Below are 18,418 nucleotides of genomic sequence, written 5' to 3'. Positions count from 1 at the left end.
ATCATGGCCAAAGCCAATATGCCTGTGGAAACAGGTCTCTATATCAATGGTGAATGGCGTCCGTCTTTGGATGGTGCCCGGATCGAAGTGATCGATCCCGCCACCGAAGAGGTCATCACCGATGTGGCATCGGCATCAAAAGAAGATGCCCTGCTCGCCGTGGATGCCGCCCATGCGGCCCAGCCCTTATGGGCCGCCCGCCCGCCCCGCGAACGGGCTGAAATCCTGCGCCGGGCCTTTGATCTGATGACTGCCCGGGCCGAGGATTTCGCCCGGCTCATCACCCTTGAAAATGGCAAGGCTCTGCGCGATGCCCGGGGCGAAGTGGCCTATGCCGCCGAATTTTTCCGCTGGTATGCCGAAGAAGCCGTGCGCAATCTATCGGATATTTCCACCGCCCCTTCGGGCAAAAACAGGATTTTGGTTTTACAGCAGCCCGTGGGTGTGGCGCTTTTGATCACGCCATGGAATTTCCCGGCGGCCATGGCCACCCGCAAGATCGGGCCGGCGCTGGCGGCGGGCTGTTCGGTGATTTTAAAACCGGCATCGGAAACCCCGCTCACCGCACTGGCCATTGCCAGCCTTCTGGAGGAAGCGGGCGTGCCCAAAGGGGTGGTGAATGTGATCCCCTCGGCCCGTTCATCGGCCATCGTGCCGGGTATTCTGGATGATCCCCGGGTGGGCAAGCTGTCATTCACCGGGTCTACCGGGGTGGGGCGCATCCTTTTGGGCAATGCCGCCAAAACCATCGTCAATTGCTCGATGGAATTGGGGGGCAATGCACCGCTCATCGTCTTCAACGATGCCGATCTAGAGACTGCGATTGAAGGGGCGATGACCGCCAAAATGCGCAATGGCGGCGAAGCCTGCACTGCGGCCAATCGCTTTTTCGTCGAAGACGGCATTGCCGATGCCTTTATCCGCGCCTTCAGCCAGGCGATGGCGGGGCTGAAAGTGGGCAATGGCCTTGATGATGGGGTGGAATTGGGCCCGCTGGTGAACCGTGGGGCCCGCGATGATATGGAAAAGCTGGTGGAAAACGCCCTGTCGCATGGCGGCAAGCTAGAAACCGGCGGCACGCGGCCCGATCAGCGTGGCTTTTTCTATAATCCCACGGTGATCAGCGATCCCGGTGCCGATGCTTTGCTTTTGCAAGATGAAATCTTCGGCCCCATCGCCCCGATCCAGCGATTCGATGATCTCGATGATGTGATCACCCGCGCCAATGATACGGAATACGGCCTGATTTCCTATGTTTTCACGGAAAATCTGAAAAAGGGCCTGCAGGTCTCGGAACGTCTTCAATCGGGCATGGTGGGGCTTAATCGCGGTGTGGTTTCTGATCCGGCGGCCCCCTTTGGCGGTGTCAAGCAATCGGGGCTGGGCCGTGAAGGCGCGCATGATGGCATGCTCGAATTTCTGGAAAAAAAATATATTGCAGTGAGCTGGTAAAAAGCTGGCAGGAGAGTGACCTTATGGACGTGATCATGCCCCAGCTTGGGGAATCGGTAGAAGAAGGCACCATTGCCCAATGGCATAAAAAGCCCGGCGATAGCGTTGCCATCGATGAGATTCTGCTTGAGATCGAAACCGACAAAGTGGCGACCGAAGTGCCATCACTCGTTGCCGGAGTGATGAAGGATATCCTTGTCGCCGAAGGGGAAACAGCCAAGGTGGGTACGGTTTTGTGCGTCATCTCCACGGCTTCTGATGAGAAGGCGACGGGCGATGACAAATCGGCAGGTGATGAGAAGTCGGCAAGCTCAGCAGGCGCAAAAGCAGACACCGCCAAAACGGAGTCCGCAAAAGCGCCCAGCCGGGTGAAAGCGCCGCTGCCCAAAACCGCACCCGATGGCACCCCCCTCTCCCCCGCCGTGCGGCGGCTGATCGCCCATCATGATCTTGATCCCGCGGCAATCACCGGCACCGGTCGCGATGGCCGCATCCAACGCAATGATGTGATGAAGCATCTCGATAGGGCAGGCCCAAAAGCCGCTACCCCAATGCCCGGGGCCTTCCCCCCGGTGAAGCCATCAGGGCGCGATGTGGAGCGCCAGCCCTTCTCATCCCTGCGGCGCAAAATTGCCCAGAATATGATCCAGTCGAAAAACACCTCGGCCCATGTTCTGCAAGCGGTGGAGGCCGATTTTTCCGGTGTCGAGCGGGTGCGGAGCTTCATGAAAGGCGCATGGCGCAGTGCCGAGGGGGCATCCCTCACCTACCTGCCCTTCATTGCCCGCGCGCTGTGCCTTGCCTTGCCCGATTATCCCGATCTCAATGCCGAACGGGATGGCGATAGCCTGCTCAGGCATCGGCATATCGATATGGCCTTTGCCATCGATCTTGATCATAAAGGGCTTATGGCACCGGTGCTGCGCAATGCGGATGCATTGAAGGTACCCGCCCTTGCCCGTGGGATCATGGATCTGGCCGACCGGGCGCGCAGCAACACATTGACCGCCAATGAGCTTTCGGGCGCGGGCTATACCATCACCAATAATGGCAGCTTTGGCACGCTCATCACGGCACCGATCATCAATCAGCCGCAGGTGGCCATTTTATCCACCGATGGCATCAAAAAGCGGCCCGTGGTGGTGGAAGGCTCCAATGGCGATGAGATTGCCATTCGGCCCATCGGGGTGCTGGCCCAAAGCTTTGATCATTGCGTGATCGATGGGGCCTATTCCGGGGCTTTTCTCAATCGCGTGAAAGAGATCATCGAAACCCGCGATTGGGCCGCCGAGTTCATCTAGATTTCTGAACATTTCGCGGTGGAGCCGCGCACGACAAGATGAGGCGTCACCATATGCTGTCTCGTCTTGTCGGGGGCCTGCTCGATCAGTTTCAGCATCGCGGATGCGGCTTCTTCGCCCATCTTGTGCAAGGGGATATGCACCGTGGTCAAAGGCGGTTTGAACTTGTCGGAAAAGGGCATGTCATTATAGCCGGTGACCGAAATATCTTCGGGGCAGGAAAGCCCGGCCTCGGTGATGGCATCATAGCAGCCAAGAGCCAGAAGGTCGTTCGCCGCCACCACCGCCGTGAATGGCTTTTCCCGTTCGAACAAACCGCGAAGGGCCGCAAACCCTTCTTTTTCGCTGTAATTATGGCAAAAGGCGATCAGATCCTCATCAGGGGTGAGCCCCTCTTTTTTCATCGCCTCTTTAAAGGCCAGATAGCGGCGAAAGCCGGTGGAAATTTCCTGGGGCCCGGCAATATGCGCAATCCTGCGATGCCCCTGATCCAGAAGATGCCGCACCGCCATGGCAATGCCAGTTCCATCATCATTCACCACCGATGCCACCGCATCATCATCCAAAGACCGATTGATCAACACCACATGATAGCCTTCATCGATGCAACTGCGGATCAGATCATCGGCCCGATGCGCGGTGGCAAGGATCAGGCCATCGGTTTGCCGGGCCTTCAATCGCTCAACGATGCGCCGTTCTTCCTCCACACGATTATCGGTATCGCCCAGAATGGCGGTATAGCCCGATTGTTCAAGGCGATGTTCGATCCCGCGGATGAGCGGCGGGAAAATCGGATTGCTCAGATCAGGGATCAAAACCCCCACGGTGAACGACCGGTTAACACGCAGGGAATAAGCAAAAGGATTGGTTTTATAGCCCAGTTCAGCCGCCATGCGGCGAATGCGATCCGCCACTTCCTCGGAAACGGCATAGCCTTTTTTATTATTGAGAACCCGCGAGACTGTGGACAAATGCACATCGCAGCGCTCTGCCACATCCCGCAGCGTTGCCCGCGCTCGTGCCATATCTCTATCCCCGGTTTTTGATCCTGTCACCAGATCAACTCTATCTCATCTCCGCTATTCATAGCCGATTTTGCCAAAGCGTCAAATTTTACAAACTCTGTTTCACACAGACTTGTAAAACTGTTGCACTAAAGATTGTTTGAGGCTATATCTACGCAAAGCTTTGCGTAACAGCATAAGCGCCAGATTTCGACACCCACTTCACACGGCCGGCGGGCAATGCATGCCTGTCAGCCAAACAGCCAGAACCACAAAGGGCAGGCAGCCTTTAAAAACCGGTTCAGAATAAAAGAAAGGTCACATCATGTCAGGGACATCAAAAGAACAGCTTCATATCGGCTGGATCGGCACGGGCCGCATGGGCTATGCCATGGCAGGCCGATTGCTCAAGGCCGGATATACAGTTTCGGTTTACAACCGGACCCGCGCCAAAGCCGAACCCCTGGCGGACCTGGGCGCCAAAATCGTCAACAGCCCACGCGATCTGGCGCGCTGCGATGTCACCTTCTCGATGGTCTCTGGCCCCGCCGATCTCAAGCAGGTCGTCTCGGGCGCGGAAGGCGTTTTATCCGATCCCGATCATGCCCCGAAAATCCATGTGGATTGCTCCAGCGTTTCCGCCGAAGGCTCAGCGGATGTGCGCAAGGATCTGGCAGCACGGGGCGCAGACATGATCGCCGCACCGGTCTCTGGCAATGCCAAGGTGGTGGAAGCGGGCATGTTATCGATCGTGGCTTCCGGGCCGGAGCAGGCGTTTAAAACCGTTGAGCCCCTGCTCGATGCCTTGGGCGAAGGCGTATCTTATGTGGGGGATGGCGAATTGGCCCGGATGGTCAAGATCTGCCACAATATCCTTTTGGGTGTGGTGACCCAAAGCCTTGCGGAAATTACGGTGCTGGCGGAAAAGGGCGGTGTGAAGCGCCATGCCTTCCTCGATTTCATCAATAAAAGCGTGATGGGATCGGTTTTCACCCGCTATAAAACACCGGCTTTCGTCAATCTGGATTGGAAACCCACCTTCACCCCCGCCCTTTTGAAAAAGGATCTGGATCTGGGGCTGGCGGCGGGCCGTGAATTGGGGGTTCCCCAACCCCTGACCGCGATGACCCGTGAACTGGTACAGGCGATGATCGGCCATGGCTATGAGGATATCGATTTCGGTGCGCTATTGGAGCTGGAAGCCAAAGCCGCTGGCCTTGACCTCAAATCTGAAAATATGACCGTTTCTGACGGGCTGAAAAAATAAAGCCTTTAGCGCATCCAACGTCTAAAAGGTCTATGGCTGTGGCCCATCCTTCTCCTTTCATAAGGACAGGGGCGGGCCTCAGCGACTCTCATGGTGGCCTCACTGCCCTGGTCCCGCAATGGATGCGCTCTCGTGATGAATGATCCTCTCACCCTTCTTCTGATATTCGCAGCCCTTGCCTTGGGCGGCATCTCGAAAGGCATAACGGGAATCGGCCTGCCTTTGCTGGCGGTGCCCTTATTATCGATCTATCTGGGCGTTGAACATGCGGTGGTGCTGATGGTGCTGCCCAGCCTGTTTTCCAATGGCTGGCTGATTTTTGTCCATCGTCGGCAGGCCCCGCCCGCCCGGCTTCTGGCCCCGTTTCTTGTTGCGGGGATCATTGGGGGGGCCTTGGGCACCTGGCTTTTAGCGATTATGGATGATCGCAGCCTTACCCGGATTCTCGCCCTGTGGCTGGGGCTTTATCTGCTGCAACTGGTGCTGAAACCATCCTTTCGCATGCCCAAAACACCCTTTTTGGGGCCAATATTCGGCCTTTTATCCGGGGCTGTTCAAGGGGCCACTGGGATTTCCGCGCCCCTCATTGCGCCTTATCTTACCGGCCTTGGCCTTACCGCCCAAAGCTTTGTGTTTTCCATCGCGCTTTCTTTCACCCTTTTTTCCGCATCCCAGATCGCGGCCCTTTCTGTTGCCGATCTCTGGACGATGGAGCGCTTGGTCCAAGGCCTTTATGCCCTTGTTCCGGTGATGATTTTCGTTCAGATCGGGGTGTGGCTGGGGCGGCGCTTTAATGCGGAAACATTTCGCATCGCGCTCCTGATCATTTTCATCCTGATGGAAATCGAGCTGATTTATTCCGGGTTTATTTCACAAAGTTAACCTGTTTTTCATAAGGGCATCACATCTTTGTTATTGCGCTTGGAAATTTCATCGGTTAGCCTGTCAAATGCAAACGTTTGCCCTAACAGGCGTCTCTCATGGATGCTCACAAGGGGCATCTTTCACATGCAGATGCCGCAAAAGACGGTGTGACCGCATGGACGACAAGGGCCAGAAGGCTTGGAAAAGTTAAACTGAACCTCGGGGAGTATCATCTATGCCTATCAAAACGATCAAGTCCCACGATCCGCATAAAGCCATAGCCACACAAACCCGGGCCACACAAACCCGGGCCACACAAACCCGGGCCACACAAAGCCGGGCAACCCAACGCTGGCCCGCCAAAAACCTCTCAGGCGCATCGCTGATGGCTCTATCCATCGGCCTGCTGAGCTTAGCTTTGCCCACGCAATCCTTTGCTCAAACGGAATCACAGGCTGATGCCCAAACCGATAGCCCTTCAGCACCGGTGGTTTTTGAGGGCCTTGAGGAAATCACCATCACCGCCCAGCGCTATGCGCGCCGGGTGCAGGATGCGCCGGTTTCAGTGACGGCCATGACCGCCGATTATATGATCAAACAGCGCATCGAAACCGCCGATGACGTGATCCAGAATACCCCCGGGGCCACCTTCGTCGGCTTCAATAAAACCCAGCCGGAATACAGCATCCGGGGCATCAGTTCCCGCACCGAGGGCAGTTCCCTTGAATCCGCCATTCTCACGGTCATTGATGATGTGCCGATTTCAAAGGATATCCTGAAAAATCCGGCCATGTTCGATATGCAGCGCGTGGAAGTGCTGCGCGGGCCGCAGGGCACATCCTTTGGCCGCAATGCCTCGGCGGGCCTTGTCCATCTGGTCACCCAACGCCCGACATTCGATCTTTCCGGGCGGTTGACCGTTGGCGCTGGCAGCCACGAACGCTTTGAAACCGATGGCTATATCAATGTGCCTTTGTCGGAAAAAGTCGCCGCCCGCATCGCGTATAATTTTGATACATTCGATGGCTATACCGAATCGGTTTCCACCGGCAAGGGTTTGGATGGTCAGGAAAATTTTGCCATTCGCGGTTCTTTGCTGATGGAACCGACCGAACGCCTGAGCATCTATCTGAAGGCGGAATACAACAAGGATAATGACGAAGCGCCGGTGCGGCGTTCGCGGGATTGCTCGGTGCCTCAGGTGATCGCGGCCTCTGATGGGGCTTTGCGGGGGCAATTTGCCCCGCCGGGACATCCCCCCTTTGCGCAAACCTTCTTTGATCCCTGCGACCCTTGGAAAACCGAAATTTCCGATGGCGATTTCTTCCTTGATCGGGAAATGATCAATCTCACCGGTGAAATAAGCTGGGAAGTGGCCGATGGCTATAATATCACATCGGTGACCGCCTATGTGGATGGCGATGTGGAACAATTGCAGGATGCCCATGGCACGCCGGAAAATGTCCTGTTCCAGGCTGGCAGCCAAACCGCCGATATCTTTACCCAGGAAGTGCGGATCGATAATCACGGCACGGGCAATCGTTTCCGTTGGCTGGCCGGGGCCATGTATCTTGCCGATGATCATGACTGGTTCAGCGAAAACCAGTTTTTCCAGAATGGTGCCGCCGGACGGCCCGATACCCGCGATACCAAATTCACCACCACCTCTACCGATAGCATCGGTATTTTCGGTGAATTGAGCTATGACGTGACGGAAAAGCTCAATCTTACCTTCGGGGCCCGCTGGGCGCGAGATGAAAAAGACGGCACGATCGTCCACACCGCCTTTGGCTTTGGTGGTCCGATTGCCCAGATCGAAGGCTGTAATTTCAATCCACCGGTCCAGTTCACCTGCGGCAATGCCGCCAATCCGGTTGGCTTTTCCACACCTGTTATCGTTTCCGATAGCTGGGAAGATCTGATGATGAAAGCCACCGCCGAATATCGGCTGAATGATAGCCACATGTTTTATGCCCAATTCTCGCAGGGCTATAAGGCTGGGGGTTTTCAGGTCGAGCCGGAATCGGTTTCAACGGCCAGCATTCCTTTTGATGAAGAAACATCGAACAATTACGAGCTTGGCTGGCGCGGCAGCTTTGGCAATCGGGCGCGTTTGAGCGTCACCGCTTTCTGGCTCGATTATAATGATCTGCAATTGCTGCAATTCCGCAATACCGAGCAGGGCTTTTTCCAGATCATCACCAATGCCGGCAGTGCCCGGACTTTGGGTGTGGAAGTGGAAGGCACCTTCCTCATCACCCCCAATCTGCGTCTTGAAATCGGCGGTGCCCTGCAAGATCCCGAATTGACCGCCGATGTGGATATCACCGGCGATGGGATTCCCGATGCCACCGATGGCTTCCGCCTTGATAATGCCCCGAAATGGACCACCACCATCGCAGCCGAATATCATTTCGATCTTGATGATGGCTCGGTGCTCACCCTGCGCGGGGATTATCGCGGCCGGGGCAATGCCTGGGATGATATCATCAATCGCGAACTGACGCAGGTGGCCGATAGCTCAAAGCCCATGCGCCTGCGCCCCAGCGCCCATATCTTTGGCTCGCGCCTGACATGGGAATCCTCCGATACCAACTGGCTTGCTTCCCTTTGGGTGCAAAATCTGTTCGAGGAAAAGGAAATCCTCAATATCGGACCGCCGCAGCCCAATACCGTGGATCGTCCTACCATGTTTGGTCGTCCGCGCACCTGGGGCGGGAATGTTACCTATCGTTTCTGATGCGAAATAAAGGGATCAGGCGATCATGAGCCCAAGAGCCGACAGACGCGGGTTTCTCTCCAATCTGTTCAATGGGGTTTTGGGTGGCAGCCTGATCCTTTCAGCCAATGGTGTGGTGGCCAAGGCCGCCGCCCCCTTCCAAAGCACCGGCCCCGATCCTCGCCCCGGATCAGGCACGGGCACATGGGTGAAAGCCGATGCTGCAGCGGATATGGTGTTTTTATCGGGGGCTGCGGCCCTTGATCTTTATCATCGCCATCCCCATCAGCCGCGCGATGAAATCCTGCCCGATGATAGTGTTGCCCAAACCCATATGACCCTGCGCAATCTTGATGAGGTGCTGCGCATCGCCGGACTTTCATGGAACCATGTGGTCCATGCCTTGATTTATGTGCGCGCGATGGCCGATTACCCGGCCATCCTTGCTGTGCTGCGCCGCTATTTTGGCGATTGGCACCCCGCCCTTTCCGCCGTTGAAATCAGACGTTTGAGCGCCCCCAACTCGCTCCTTGAAATCGAGCTGATGGCCATTGCCCCCCCATCACACCCGGCTGCCAAGGCTGATCCCAAAAGGAATGGAAAGATGAACGATATTGATGTCATTCACTCGCGCCCCGCCCTTGCCGATAGCATGATCTTTGCGCCGGGCATTCGCATCGATGCCGGAACGGATATGATCTTTTTATCGGGGATCACCGCCGCCCCTTTGGATCAGGATGAAGCCCGATCCCCCCTGCCCGATGATTTCGATATGCAGGTGCGGATGGCCACACAGAATATCGATCACATTCTGGCGGGCATCGGGGCGGACAAAAGCCGCATCATCCGCATCGTTTCTTTCTACACCGAAGATTTCAGCGGCCGCGAAATGGGGCGCTATCTGGAAGGCTGGCGGCCGTGCAGTTCGGCCATCGGGGTGAATGCCCTGCCTATGAAGGGGGCGAAAATCATGTTCGATCTGATCATCGCCGCCCCCTGAATCAGGGCCTCATCGGTTTATAATCATGCGCACAAAACGCGCAGCACCTTTGACCGGTCGTTTGTCCTGCCCACTGACAAGAGGCGGCATGGGCATCACATGCTCAGGCGTCTCACAAAAGATTTTTTCCATCGTTTGAACGCATAAAGCAACGCCATCATCCGCCAATCGATACCAGACCTGTTTGGCTTCCTTGCGTGTCTGCACGAGGTCCGCGCGGCGCAATTCTGCCAGTTGCTGGCTCAGCGCAGGCTGAACGATGCCGGTCGCCTGGCCTATATCTGCCACAGTGCGTTCGCCGCGCCACAAGCAACTGAGAATCATCAGACGTTGCGGCTGCGCATAAACCTTCAGCTTTTCTGAAACGCTGGCGGCCAGATCGCGATTTTCATAAAGTGCGGTCATGGCCGGGTTTTGCAAAACCAGTCTGCCCCCTCATCAAGCGGCCCTCTGCCATCAGGCGGTGGCGCGAGAAGGGCGGTGCCGGGCTGCCAGCCTTCGGGGGCAAATCCTTTGCCATCATCAACCGCTTTCAGCGCCGTCATCAATCGCAGCATCTCGTCAACCGAACGCCCAACATCATGCGGATATGTGGTGACAGCGCGGACGATCCCTTCCGGATCAATAAAATAAGCCGAACGTACAGCCATGGAATCAGCGCTTGTGTGATCGATCATGCCATAGGCAAAGCCAATCGCCATGCTGGGATCTTCGATAATTGGAAAATCAATAGTGATATCGAACTGTTCCTCGATCGCCCGAACCCAGGCAAAATGCGCATAAAGGCTATCGACCGAAAGCCCAAGGAGTGCGCAATCCAACTCATCGAAGGCGGGCTGGCGCTTGGCCAAACCGATAAATTCGGTTGTGCAAACGGGCGTAAAATCTGCCGGATGTGAAAAGAAAATAAGCCAACGACCACGGTAGGACGAGAGCTTCACCTCTCCTTTGGTCGAGCGGGCAACGAAATCCGGGGCGGGGTCGCCAATCCTTACGGCACGGTTTAGATCGGGGTTTTGTGTGTCTGTCATGGCTTGTGCTGTCTCATGTCTATGACCATGCCTTTCATACAGGCTTGACGCAATCTTTCTTTTAGATTACATATTTTATGTAATTATGAATTTCAAGGAATTTTGCATGAGCGACATCCCCCTTGCCAGTGCCATCAAGCAGGTTTCAGCCGCGCAAGCGGGTGTGCCCATCATTAAATCCTTCTTTGATCAGCCGACCAATACCGTCAGCTATGTCGTCCACGATCCCGAAAGCCATCACGCTGCGATCATCGATAGCGTGCTGGATTATGATCCGGCTTCGGGTCGCACCGCTTTCACGTCAGCAGAAGCGATTATCGCCTATGTCGAGGAAAAGGGGCTGGCCGTTGATTGGTTGCTTGAAACGCACGCCCATGCGGATCATCTGTCGGCAGCGCCCTATCTGCAAGAAAGACTGGGGGGTAAAATCGCTATCGGCGCGCAGATCACCGGCGTGCAACAGGTGTTTGGCAAATTATTCAACGCGGGCAGTGATTTCCAACGCGACGGCTCGGATTTCGATCAACTGTGGAAAGACGGCGACCAGTTCCAGATCGGGTCGCTTGGCGTCACGGTGCTGCATGTCCCCGGGCACACACCCGCTTGTATCGCTTATGTGATCGGCGATGCCGTGTTCGTCGGCGATACGATGTTCATGCCCGATTATGGCACGGCACGGGCCGATTTTCCCGGTGGTGACGCCCGCACGCTCTATCGCTCGGCGCGGCGTATCTTATCGCTTCCGCCCGAAACACGTTTGTTCATGTGCCATGATTATTTGCCATCGGGCCGCACGGAATTCGTTTGGGAAACAACCGTCGAGGCAGAGCGCAAAGAAAATCTTCATATCCATGATGGTGTAAGCGAGGATGAATTCGTGGCCATGCGTGAAGCTCGTGATGCCACGCTCGCTATGCCGCGCCTGATCCTGCCCTCCGTTCAGGTCAATATGCGTGCAGGCCATCTGCCGCCGCCGGATGACAATGGCGTCACTTATCTGAAAATCCCGGTGAATGCATTATGAGCCTGCCCGGATTTCCCGATGCCATGCCCATCGAAGGATTGCTGGGCGGATTGCTGATCGGTTTGGCCGGGGCCATCATGCTGCTGGGCCTTGGCCGCATCGCCGGGGTCAGCGGCCTGGCTGCACGGTCGGTCGGTATTGCTGGCAGCAGCAAAGCACGCGCGCTGGCCATTGCCTTCATCCTCGGGCTGCCTGCGGGCGCATGGATGATCAACCTGTTTTATGCAGAGATAGAGGTTCATTTCCCCGCGTCTCCCGTGCCGCTGATTATCGGTGGGCTGTTGGTGGGCTTTGGCACGCGTTTGGGATCGGGATGCACCAGCGGCCATGGCGTGTGCGGCGTATCGCGCCTTTCGCCACGGTCTATGGTCGCGACGGCTCTGTTCATGGCCACAGGATTTGCCACAGTGGGCCTGATGCGGCTTTTCGGATTCATGAGTTAAGTCTTTAAAAAGGAAAATGACGATGAAGAAAAATATGGGAACTATAGACCGCATCCTGCGCCTGATCGCGGCGATTGCGCTGGGCATCCTGGTTTATTCCGGCGTGGTATCGGGGACGCTGGCCGTTGTTTTGACAGTGATAGTCGCGGTGTTTCTCCTCACCAGCCTGATCAGTTTCTGCCCGCTCTACAGATTGCTGGGTCAATCCACCTGTTCGCGGAATTAGATGATGGGCCTCCTCTTATCCTTGTTATCCGGCCTGATTTTCGGCGCGGGTCTGGCCATATCCGGCATGGCCGATCCGGCGCGGGTGCAGGCCTTCCTCGATATTTTCGGGGCGTGGGATCCCACTTTGGCATTCGTGATGGGTGGTGCCATGATCCCGATGGCCATCGCTTGGAAGCTGCGCAAAGGCATGAAAAAGCCGCTGGCCGCAGGCGCATTCGATCTGCCCGGCACAAGGCAGATTGATAAAAAGCTGGCTCTGGGCGCGCTGTTCTTTGGCGTTGGCTGGGGGATAAGCGGCCTGTGCCCCGGACCGGCGCTGGCCGATCTGGCCATTGCCCCCGGGCCTGCTGCCATTTTTATCGGCGCAATGCTGGGCGGCATGGCACTGCACAAAATCACCGTTCAATAACGCGTGCGAACGCAATCCGGGGGAAACATCCTATGCACATCACCAAAATCGGCGACCATAGCAGCGTTTCGCCCCGGAACGGCAGGGCGGATTATGACGTGGTCATCGTTGGCGGCGGCAGCGCAGGCATCGCAACGGCCGCCAGCCTGCTCAAGCGCAAGCCGCAACTGACCATTGCCATCATCGAACCATCCGAATTTCACGACTATCAACCCGGCTGGACAATGGTTGGCGGCGGCGTTTTCGACCGGGATTTCACACGCCGCAGCACCGCATCTGTGATGCCCCGTGGTGCCGAATGGATCAAGGCCTCCGCCAGCGGGTTCGCCCCGGAAGACAATCGCGTGCGCTTGGCCAGTGGCGATAATATCCGCTACCGGGTTCTGGTTGCCTGTCCGGGGCTCAAGCTGGATTGGGATGCCATTCCCGGTCTTTCGGAAACCCTTGGCCGCAACGGAGTGACCTCCAACTATGGCTATGACCTTGCGCCCTATACCAACCGGCTGGTCAAGGATTTCAGGGGGGGCCGCGCCCTTTTCACCCAACCGGTGATGCCGATCAAATGCGCGGGTGCGCCGCAAAAAGCGATGTATATGTCATGCAGCCGCTGGGAAAAGGCAGGCGTTCTCAAGGATGTCGATGTTCAATTCCATAGCGCCGGGGCCGTACTGTTCGGTGTTGCGGCCTATGTGCCCGCCTTAATGAACTATGTGAACCGCTATGGGGCAAAGCTCAATTTTGAATCTTGTCTGATCGCAATCGACGGGCCGGGCAAGACAGCAATTTTTGAACAAAAACAAGATGAGACTGTGCGCATTGTCGAGGAAAAGTTCGACATCATCCATATCGTGCCGCCGCAGGTCGCGCCTGATTTCGTCCGCACAAGCCCACTCGCTGCCGCGTCCGGCTTTATCAACGTGAATGAGGCGACACTCCAACATGTGCGTTATCCCAATGTTTTTGCGCTGGGCGATGCCTGTTCTGCGCCCAATGCCAAAACGATGGCCGCCGCACGCAAGCAGGCTCCCGTCGTCGCGGTCAATGTTCTGGCCGCGCTCGAAGGCAAATCGCCTGTGGCTGATTATGACGGCTATGGTTCGTGCCCGCTCACCGTCGAGGCGGGCAAGATCATCCTCGCTGAATTCGGCTATGGTGGTAAACTCCTCCCCAGCTTCCCCAATTGGCTGATCGACGGCACCCGGCCTTCGCGGCTATCGTGGCTGCTGAAAGATACGATCCTGCCACCAATCTACTGGCATGGTATGCTCAAGGGGCGCGAGTGGATGGTGAAACCGCATATGATCGAGGCCTGATTCATGTCCTTGGGGCGTTATCTTCCGATCCTTACTTGGGGGCGCGCGTATAATAGAGCCACGCTGACCAATGATCTGGTTGCCGCTGCCATCGTGACGATCATGCTGATCCCGCAAAGCCTGGCTTATGCCATGCTGGCCGGGCTACCGCCCGAAGTCGGGCTCTACGCATCGATCCTGCCGATCATTGCCTATGCCATATTCGGCACCAGCCGGGCGCTGGCGGTCGGCCCGGTGGCGGTTGTCTCGCTGATGACCCTGACCGCGGCAAGCGCCATTGCGCCGCCGGGCAGCGCCCAGTTCATTGCCGCCGCTCTGGTCCTTGCCTTTTTATCGGGCGCGATCCTTCTCATCATGGGCGTGCTGCGGCTCGGTTTTCTGGCCAATCTGCTATCGCATCCGGTTGTTTCAGGCTTTATTACAGCATCGGGCCTGATCATCGCCACGAGCCAGTTCAAGTCAATTCTCGGCATTTCAGGCAGTGGCGAGGCCATGCCCGAGTTGCTTCGCACGTTATTTGCCAATCTGGCTGATACCAATCTTCCCACATCGATCATTGGGGGAACGGCGATCGCATTTCTGTTCTGGGTGCGCAAAGGCCTGAAGCCACTGCTCATCCGCCTTGGCCTCAATCCAAGGGCTGCGGATCTGACGGCGAAAGCCGGGCCGATTGCTGCGGTCGCCCTCTCAACCATGGCCGTGGTGCTGTTCGATCTTGAAGCGGCGGGCGTAAAAGTGGTCGGTACCATTCCGCAAAGCCTGCCACCCTTTACCCTGCCGCTGTTCGATGCGGATTTATGGCGACAACTTGCGGTGCCCGCCTTGCTTCTCTCGGTCATCGGCTTTGTCGAAAGCGTCTCTGTTGCGCAGACACTGGCCGCCAAAAAACGCCAGCGGATCGATCCCGATCAGGAATTGATCGGTCTGGGTTCGGCCAATATCGCTGCCAGTTTCACCGGCGGCTATCCGGTGACGGGTGGCTTTGCTCGTTCGGTGGTCAATTTCGATGCCGGTGCCCAAACCCCTGCCGCCGGGGCCTATACCGCTGTCGGGATTGCGATTGCCGCCTTGTTTCTCACCCCGCTGCTCGCCTCGCTTCCGATTGCTACGCTGGCCGCGACGATTATCGTGGCGGTCCTGAGCCTTGTGGATTTCAAGACCCCGCGGGCCATCTGGACCTATTCCAAGCCCGATTTCGCAGCGATGGCAACGACTGTTCTGGTCACCCTGCTGGCCGGGGTCGAATCAGGGGTGATGGCAGGGGTCGGACTTTCGCTGGCGATGTTTTTGTGGCGGTCGTCCCGTCCTCATGCCGCGATCGTTGGCCGCGTGCCAAAAACCGAGCATTTCCGAAATGTTAAGCGGCACAAGGTGCTAACAGATCCGCGCATTCTAACCATTCGGATTGACGAGAGCCTGACTTATCTCAATGCGCGCTGGCTGGAGACGTTCGTGCTGGAGCAGGTGGCCGATCAGCCTGATCTTCGCCATCTGATCCTGATGTGTTCGGCTGTAAACGCCATTGACGCTTCGGCGCTGGAAAGTGTCGAGGCGATCAATCATCGGCTGACAGATGGTGGCATCCAGTTGCACCTGTCCGAGGTGAAAGGCCCGGTCATGGATGCGCTGGAACGATCGCATCTGATCCATGATCTGACGGGCAAAATATGGCTTTCGCAGAATGAAGCCTTCTCAGCCCTCATGATTCTGGCCAATGATCTGGAGGAATCAAACAAGCAAGACGACCTGTGGCTGGCCCGTGGCCTGATCTGACCAGCGCAATGATCTCAAGCATCGACAGAAAAACCGAAAGAGGTGAAAAATGATTGAACAGGAATGGGCCATACTGCTTGCACGGGTGCAGTTTGCCTTCACGGTCAGCTTTCACTTCATCTTCCCGGCTTTTACGATTGGCCTCGCCAGCTATCTCGCTGTGCTGGAAGGTCTGTGGCTCAGGACCGGACAAGGTGTGTACGCCAATCTCTTTCGCTATTGGCTCAAGATTTTTGCCATCGTCTTCGCGATGGGTGTCGTCTCCGGTATCGTCATGTCGTACCAGTTTGGCACTAATTGGTCGGTCTTTTCAGACAAGGCAGGGCCGGTCATCGGTCCGCTCATGGCCTATGAAGTGCTCACCGCATTCTTTCTGGAGGCAGGATTTCTTGGGGTCATGCTGTTTGGCATCAACAAGGTCGGCCGCAAGCTGCATTTCACTGCAACACTAGCGGTTGCTGTGGGCACATTCATCTCAGCCTTCTGGATCTTGTCGGTCAATAGCTGGATGCAGACGCCGGTTGGCTATGAAATTGCAGCCAACGGGCAATTCATGCCCGGCGACAGTTGGTGGACGATCATCTTCAATCCAAGCTTTCCTTATCGGCTCGTCCATACCCTGCTCGCAGCCTATCTCACCACAGCGTTCATCGTCGGCGCGGTAGGTGCGTGGCATCTGTTGAAGGACCGTCAAAATATCGGCGCCCGTAAAATGTTCTCTATGGCGATGTGGATGGCTGCAATCGTTGCGCCATTGCAGATTATTGCCGGTGATTTTCACGGTCTCAATACGTTGGAACATCAGCCCGCCAAGGTGATGGCGATGGAGGGGCATTATGACAGCCATCCCAATGGCGCACCCCTGATTTTGTTCGGGATTCCCAATAGCGCCGAACGCCGTATCGATTATGCCATCGAAATTCCCAAAGCATCATCGCTTATCTTGAAGCATGATCTTGATGCTCCGCTGGCTGGCCTCGATACGATCCCCGACGCTGACGAGCCGCCGGTTGGCATCGTCTTCTGGTCGTTTCGGATCATGGTCGGGATCGGTTTTCTCATGCTGGGCACAGGGCTTTGGAGTTTGATCGCGCGCTGGAAAAGACGGCTTTATGATTGGCCCCTGCTGCATAAATTTGCGGTCATGATGGGACCATCCGGATTGATCGCGGTGCTCGCAGGATGGGTCGTGACCGAGGTCGGGCGACAGCCTTTCACGATTTACGGGGTCATGCGCACGGTGGATAGCGCATCGCCACTTGATGCCCCGGCGATTGCCGCCTCGCTGCTTGCCTTTGTTCTTGTCTATTTCGCGGTGTTCGGCATGGGCATCTGGTATCTCCTGCGCCTGATGAAGAAGCCGCCAGAGGCCCATGAAACGACGCTTGATGGCACCCCCATCCGCAGCGCCGGGATCACGCTCGCGCCAGCCATTCTGGAAGGAGCCAAAAAATGATCGACCTGACCATGATCTGGGCCGCCATCATCGGCTTTGCCATTATCGCCTATGTCGTGATGGATGGATTTGATCTCGGCATGGGTATCTTGTTTCCCTTCTTCGAGATTGGCGAGGACCGCGATAGGGCGATGAACAGCATCGCCCCCGTTTGGGACGGCAATGAGACCTGGCTTGTCATGGGCATAGGTGGGTTGCTCGCGGCCTTTCCCCTTGCCTATGCCATTATTCTTCCTGCGCTTTATGCGCCGATGATCGCGATGTTGCTCGGGCTTGTTTTTCGCGGCGTGGCCTTTGAGTTTCGTTGGCGCGACCCGGGACATCGGGCATTTTGGGATTTCGCCTTTACGGCCGGTTCGTTCATTGCGACATTCGCGCAAGGGCTGGCGCTCGGCGCTCTTTTGCAGGGTATTTCAGTTGAAAATCGAGCCTATGCAGGTGGCTGGTGGGAATGGTTGTCGCCGTTCAGTGTGCTGACCGGTTTCGGTTTGGTCGTCGGCTACAGCCTGCTGGGAGCATGTTGGCTCAACTGGAAAACCGAAGGGAATTTGCAGCGACAGGCCGTGACATATGCCGGGCGCCTGGGGATTGCGCTTTTACTGCTGATCGGCGCGATCAGTCTTGTGACGCTGACGCTGGAACCGCGCTATCACGCACGCTGGCTCGATTTTCCCGGTGTTCTGGCAACGGCGCAGGTGCCCTTTCTGACGGTGATTGCGACCTGGCTGTTCTATCGCAGTCTCCGCCTGAGGAAAGACATTCAGCCCTTTCTCTGGGCGCTCGCTTTGTTCGGTCTTTGCATTCTGGGGCTGGGCATTTCGATCTGGCCCGATGTCATCCCGGCGCGTGTGACAATATGGGAAGCCGCTGCACCGCATCGCAGCCAGGTTTTCATGCTGGTTGGCGCTTCAATCATGGTGCCGATCATCCTTGCCTACACCGCATGGTCCTATTGGGTTTTCCGCGGGAAAGTGGGAAGCGAGGGCTATCATTGATGCGTAAAGGCCTTGGCAAACTGATCTGGTTCGGCGGCATCTGGCTGGCCAGTGTTTTGGCCCTCGGGGTTGTTGCTTATCTGATCCGATGGCTATTGCACTGACGCTGACCAGAGCCCCCGGAAGGGCGAAGCCTTTG

18 protein-coding genes are annotated in these 18,418 nt (G+C 56.6%); 15 read left to right on the top strand and 3 right to left on the bottom strand.

Features of this window, described 5'->3' with window-relative positions:
* Nucleotides 1–3: 3 nt before the first annotated feature.
* A complete protein-coding gene (locus QK300_RS12305; RefSeq protein ID WP_281302018.1) occupies nt 4–1,452 on the top strand; it encodes an NAD-dependent succinate-semialdehyde dehydrogenase in 1,449 nt (482 codons plus the stop codon).
* Nucleotides 1,453–1,475: 23 nt separating this feature from the next.
* A complete protein-coding gene (locus tag QK300_RS12300) occupies nt 1,476–2,753 on the top strand; it encodes a dihydrolipoamide acetyltransferase family protein (RefSeq protein ID WP_281302019.1) in 1,278 nt (425 codons plus the stop codon).
* Here QK300_RS12300 and QK300_RS12295 read toward each other — a convergent pair.
* Nucleotides 2,750–3,778, bottom strand: coding sequence for a LacI family DNA-binding transcriptional regulator (locus tag QK300_RS12295; RefSeq protein ID WP_281302020.1), 1,029 nt, complete (start codon nt 3,776–3,778; stop codon nt 2,750–2,752). The genes QK300_RS12300 and QK300_RS12295 overlap by 4 nt on opposite strands.
* 304 nt (nt 3,779–4,082) lie before the next feature.
* Between QK300_RS12295 and QK300_RS12290 the strand changes: the two genes are divergently transcribed.
* The 4 genes from QK300_RS12290 to QK300_RS12275 all read left to right on the top strand — a co-directional run bounded on the left by QK300_RS12290 (nt 4,083) and on the right by QK300_RS12275 (nt 9,607).
* On the top strand, nt 4,083–5,024 hold the full coding sequence (locus QK300_RS12290) for an NAD(P)-dependent oxidoreductase (RefSeq protein ID WP_281302021.1): 942 nt from the start codon (nt 4,083–4,085) through the stop codon (nt 5,022–5,024).
* A gap of 135 nt (nt 5,025–5,159) precedes the next feature.
* Entirely contained in the window at nt 5,160–5,906 is a 747-nt protein-coding gene (locus QK300_RS12285) for a sulfite exporter TauE/SafE family protein (RefSeq protein WP_281302022.1), read from the top strand.
* A 217-nt stretch (nt 5,907–6,123) separates the two neighbouring features.
* Complete coding sequence (locus tag QK300_RS12280; RefSeq protein WP_281302023.1) at nt 6,124–8,628, top strand: TonB-dependent receptor; 2,505 nt, start codon at nt 6,124–6,126, stop codon at nt 8,626–8,628.
* 25 nt (nt 8,629–8,653) lie between these two features.
* Entirely contained in the window at nt 8,654–9,607 is a 954-nt protein-coding gene (locus QK300_RS12275) for a RidA family protein (protein ID WP_281302024.1), read from the top strand.
* A gap of 9 nt (nt 9,608–9,616) precedes the next feature.
* Here the strand turns inward: QK300_RS12275 and QK300_RS12270 are convergent, their stop codons facing one another.
* Both QK300_RS12270 and QK300_RS12265 read right to left on the bottom strand, forming a co-directional pair.
* The gene (locus tag QK300_RS12270; RefSeq protein WP_281302025.1) at nt 9,617–10,012 is read right to left on the bottom strand and encodes a metalloregulator ArsR/SmtB family transcription factor; all 396 of its coding nucleotides are present in this window, start codon (nt 10,010–10,012) and stop codon (nt 9,617–9,619) included.
* Nucleotides 10,009–10,638 (bottom strand): peroxiredoxin, encoded by a 630-nt coding sequence (locus QK300_RS12265; protein WP_281302026.1) that lies wholly within the window; start codon nt 10,636–10,638, stop codon nt 10,009–10,011. Before QK300_RS12265 ends, QK300_RS12270 begins: the two co-directional genes overlap by 4 nt.
* Before the next feature lie 106 nt (nt 10,639–10,744).
* On the opposite strand from QK300_RS12265, the gene QK300_RS12260 reads away from it, so the two are divergent.
* The 9 genes from QK300_RS12260 to QK300_RS12220 are packed head-to-tail and all read left to right on the top strand — an operon-like array spanning nt 10,745 to nt 18,383.
* Nucleotides 10,745–11,662 carry an MBL fold metallo-hydrolase gene (locus QK300_RS12260; protein WP_281302027.1) on the top strand — a complete coding sequence of 306 codons (918 nt, stop codon included), beginning with the start codon at nt 10,745–10,747 and terminating at the stop codon, nt 11,660–11,662.
* Entirely contained in the window at nt 11,659–12,105 is a 447-nt protein-coding gene (locus QK300_RS12255; RefSeq protein ID WP_281302028.1) for a YeeE/YedE thiosulfate transporter family protein, read from the top strand. Before QK300_RS12260 ends, QK300_RS12255 begins: the two co-directional genes overlap by 4 nt.
* 22 nt (nt 12,106–12,127) lie before the next feature.
* Complete coding sequence (locus QK300_RS12250) at nt 12,128–12,331, top strand: DUF2892 domain-containing protein (protein WP_281302029.1); 204 nt, start codon at nt 12,128–12,130, stop codon at nt 12,329–12,331.
* Nucleotides 12,332–12,742, top strand: coding sequence for a DUF6691 family protein (locus QK300_RS12245; RefSeq protein WP_281302030.1), 411 nt, complete (start codon nt 12,332–12,334; stop codon nt 12,740–12,742).
* A gap of 32 nt (nt 12,743–12,774) precedes the next feature.
* Nucleotides 12,775–14,055: an FAD/NAD(P)-binding oxidoreductase gene (locus QK300_RS12240; RefSeq protein WP_281302031.1), complete on the top strand. Its 1,281-nt coding sequence runs from the start codon at nt 12,775–12,777 to the stop codon at nt 14,053–14,055.
* A gap of 3 nt (nt 14,056–14,058) precedes the next feature.
* The gene (gene sulP, locus QK300_RS12235; protein WP_281302032.1) at nt 14,059–15,828 is read left to right on the top strand and encodes a sulfate permease; all 1,770 of its coding nucleotides are present in this window, start codon (nt 14,059–14,061) and stop codon (nt 15,826–15,828) included.
* A 49-nt stretch (nt 15,829–15,877) separates the two neighbouring features.
* Nucleotides 15,878–17,284: a cytochrome ubiquinol oxidase subunit I gene (locus QK300_RS12230; RefSeq protein WP_281302033.1), complete on the top strand. Its 1,407-nt coding sequence runs from the start codon at nt 15,878–15,880 to the stop codon at nt 17,282–17,284.
* A complete protein-coding gene (gene cydB / locus QK300_RS12225) occupies nt 17,281–18,279 on the top strand; it encodes a cytochrome d ubiquinol oxidase subunit II (protein ID WP_281302034.1) in 999 nt (332 codons plus the stop codon). Before QK300_RS12230 ends, cydB begins: the two co-directional genes overlap by 4 nt.
* Nucleotides 18,279–18,383: a DUF2474 family protein gene (locus QK300_RS12220; RefSeq protein WP_281302035.1), complete on the top strand. Its 105-nt coding sequence runs from the start codon at nt 18,279–18,281 to the stop codon at nt 18,381–18,383. Before cydB ends, QK300_RS12220 begins: the two co-directional genes overlap by 1 nt.
* The last annotated feature ends 35 nt before the right edge of the window (nt 18,384–18,418 follow it).

The sequence above is a fragment of the Iodidimonas sp. MBR-22 genome (assembly GCF_029946565.1).
Taxonomy (GTDB): Bacteria; Pseudomonadota; Alphaproteobacteria; order Sphingomonadales; family Rhodothalassiaceae; genus Iodidimonas; species Iodidimonas nitroreducens.
This window is presented reverse-complemented; position numbering and strand designations above follow the sequence as displayed.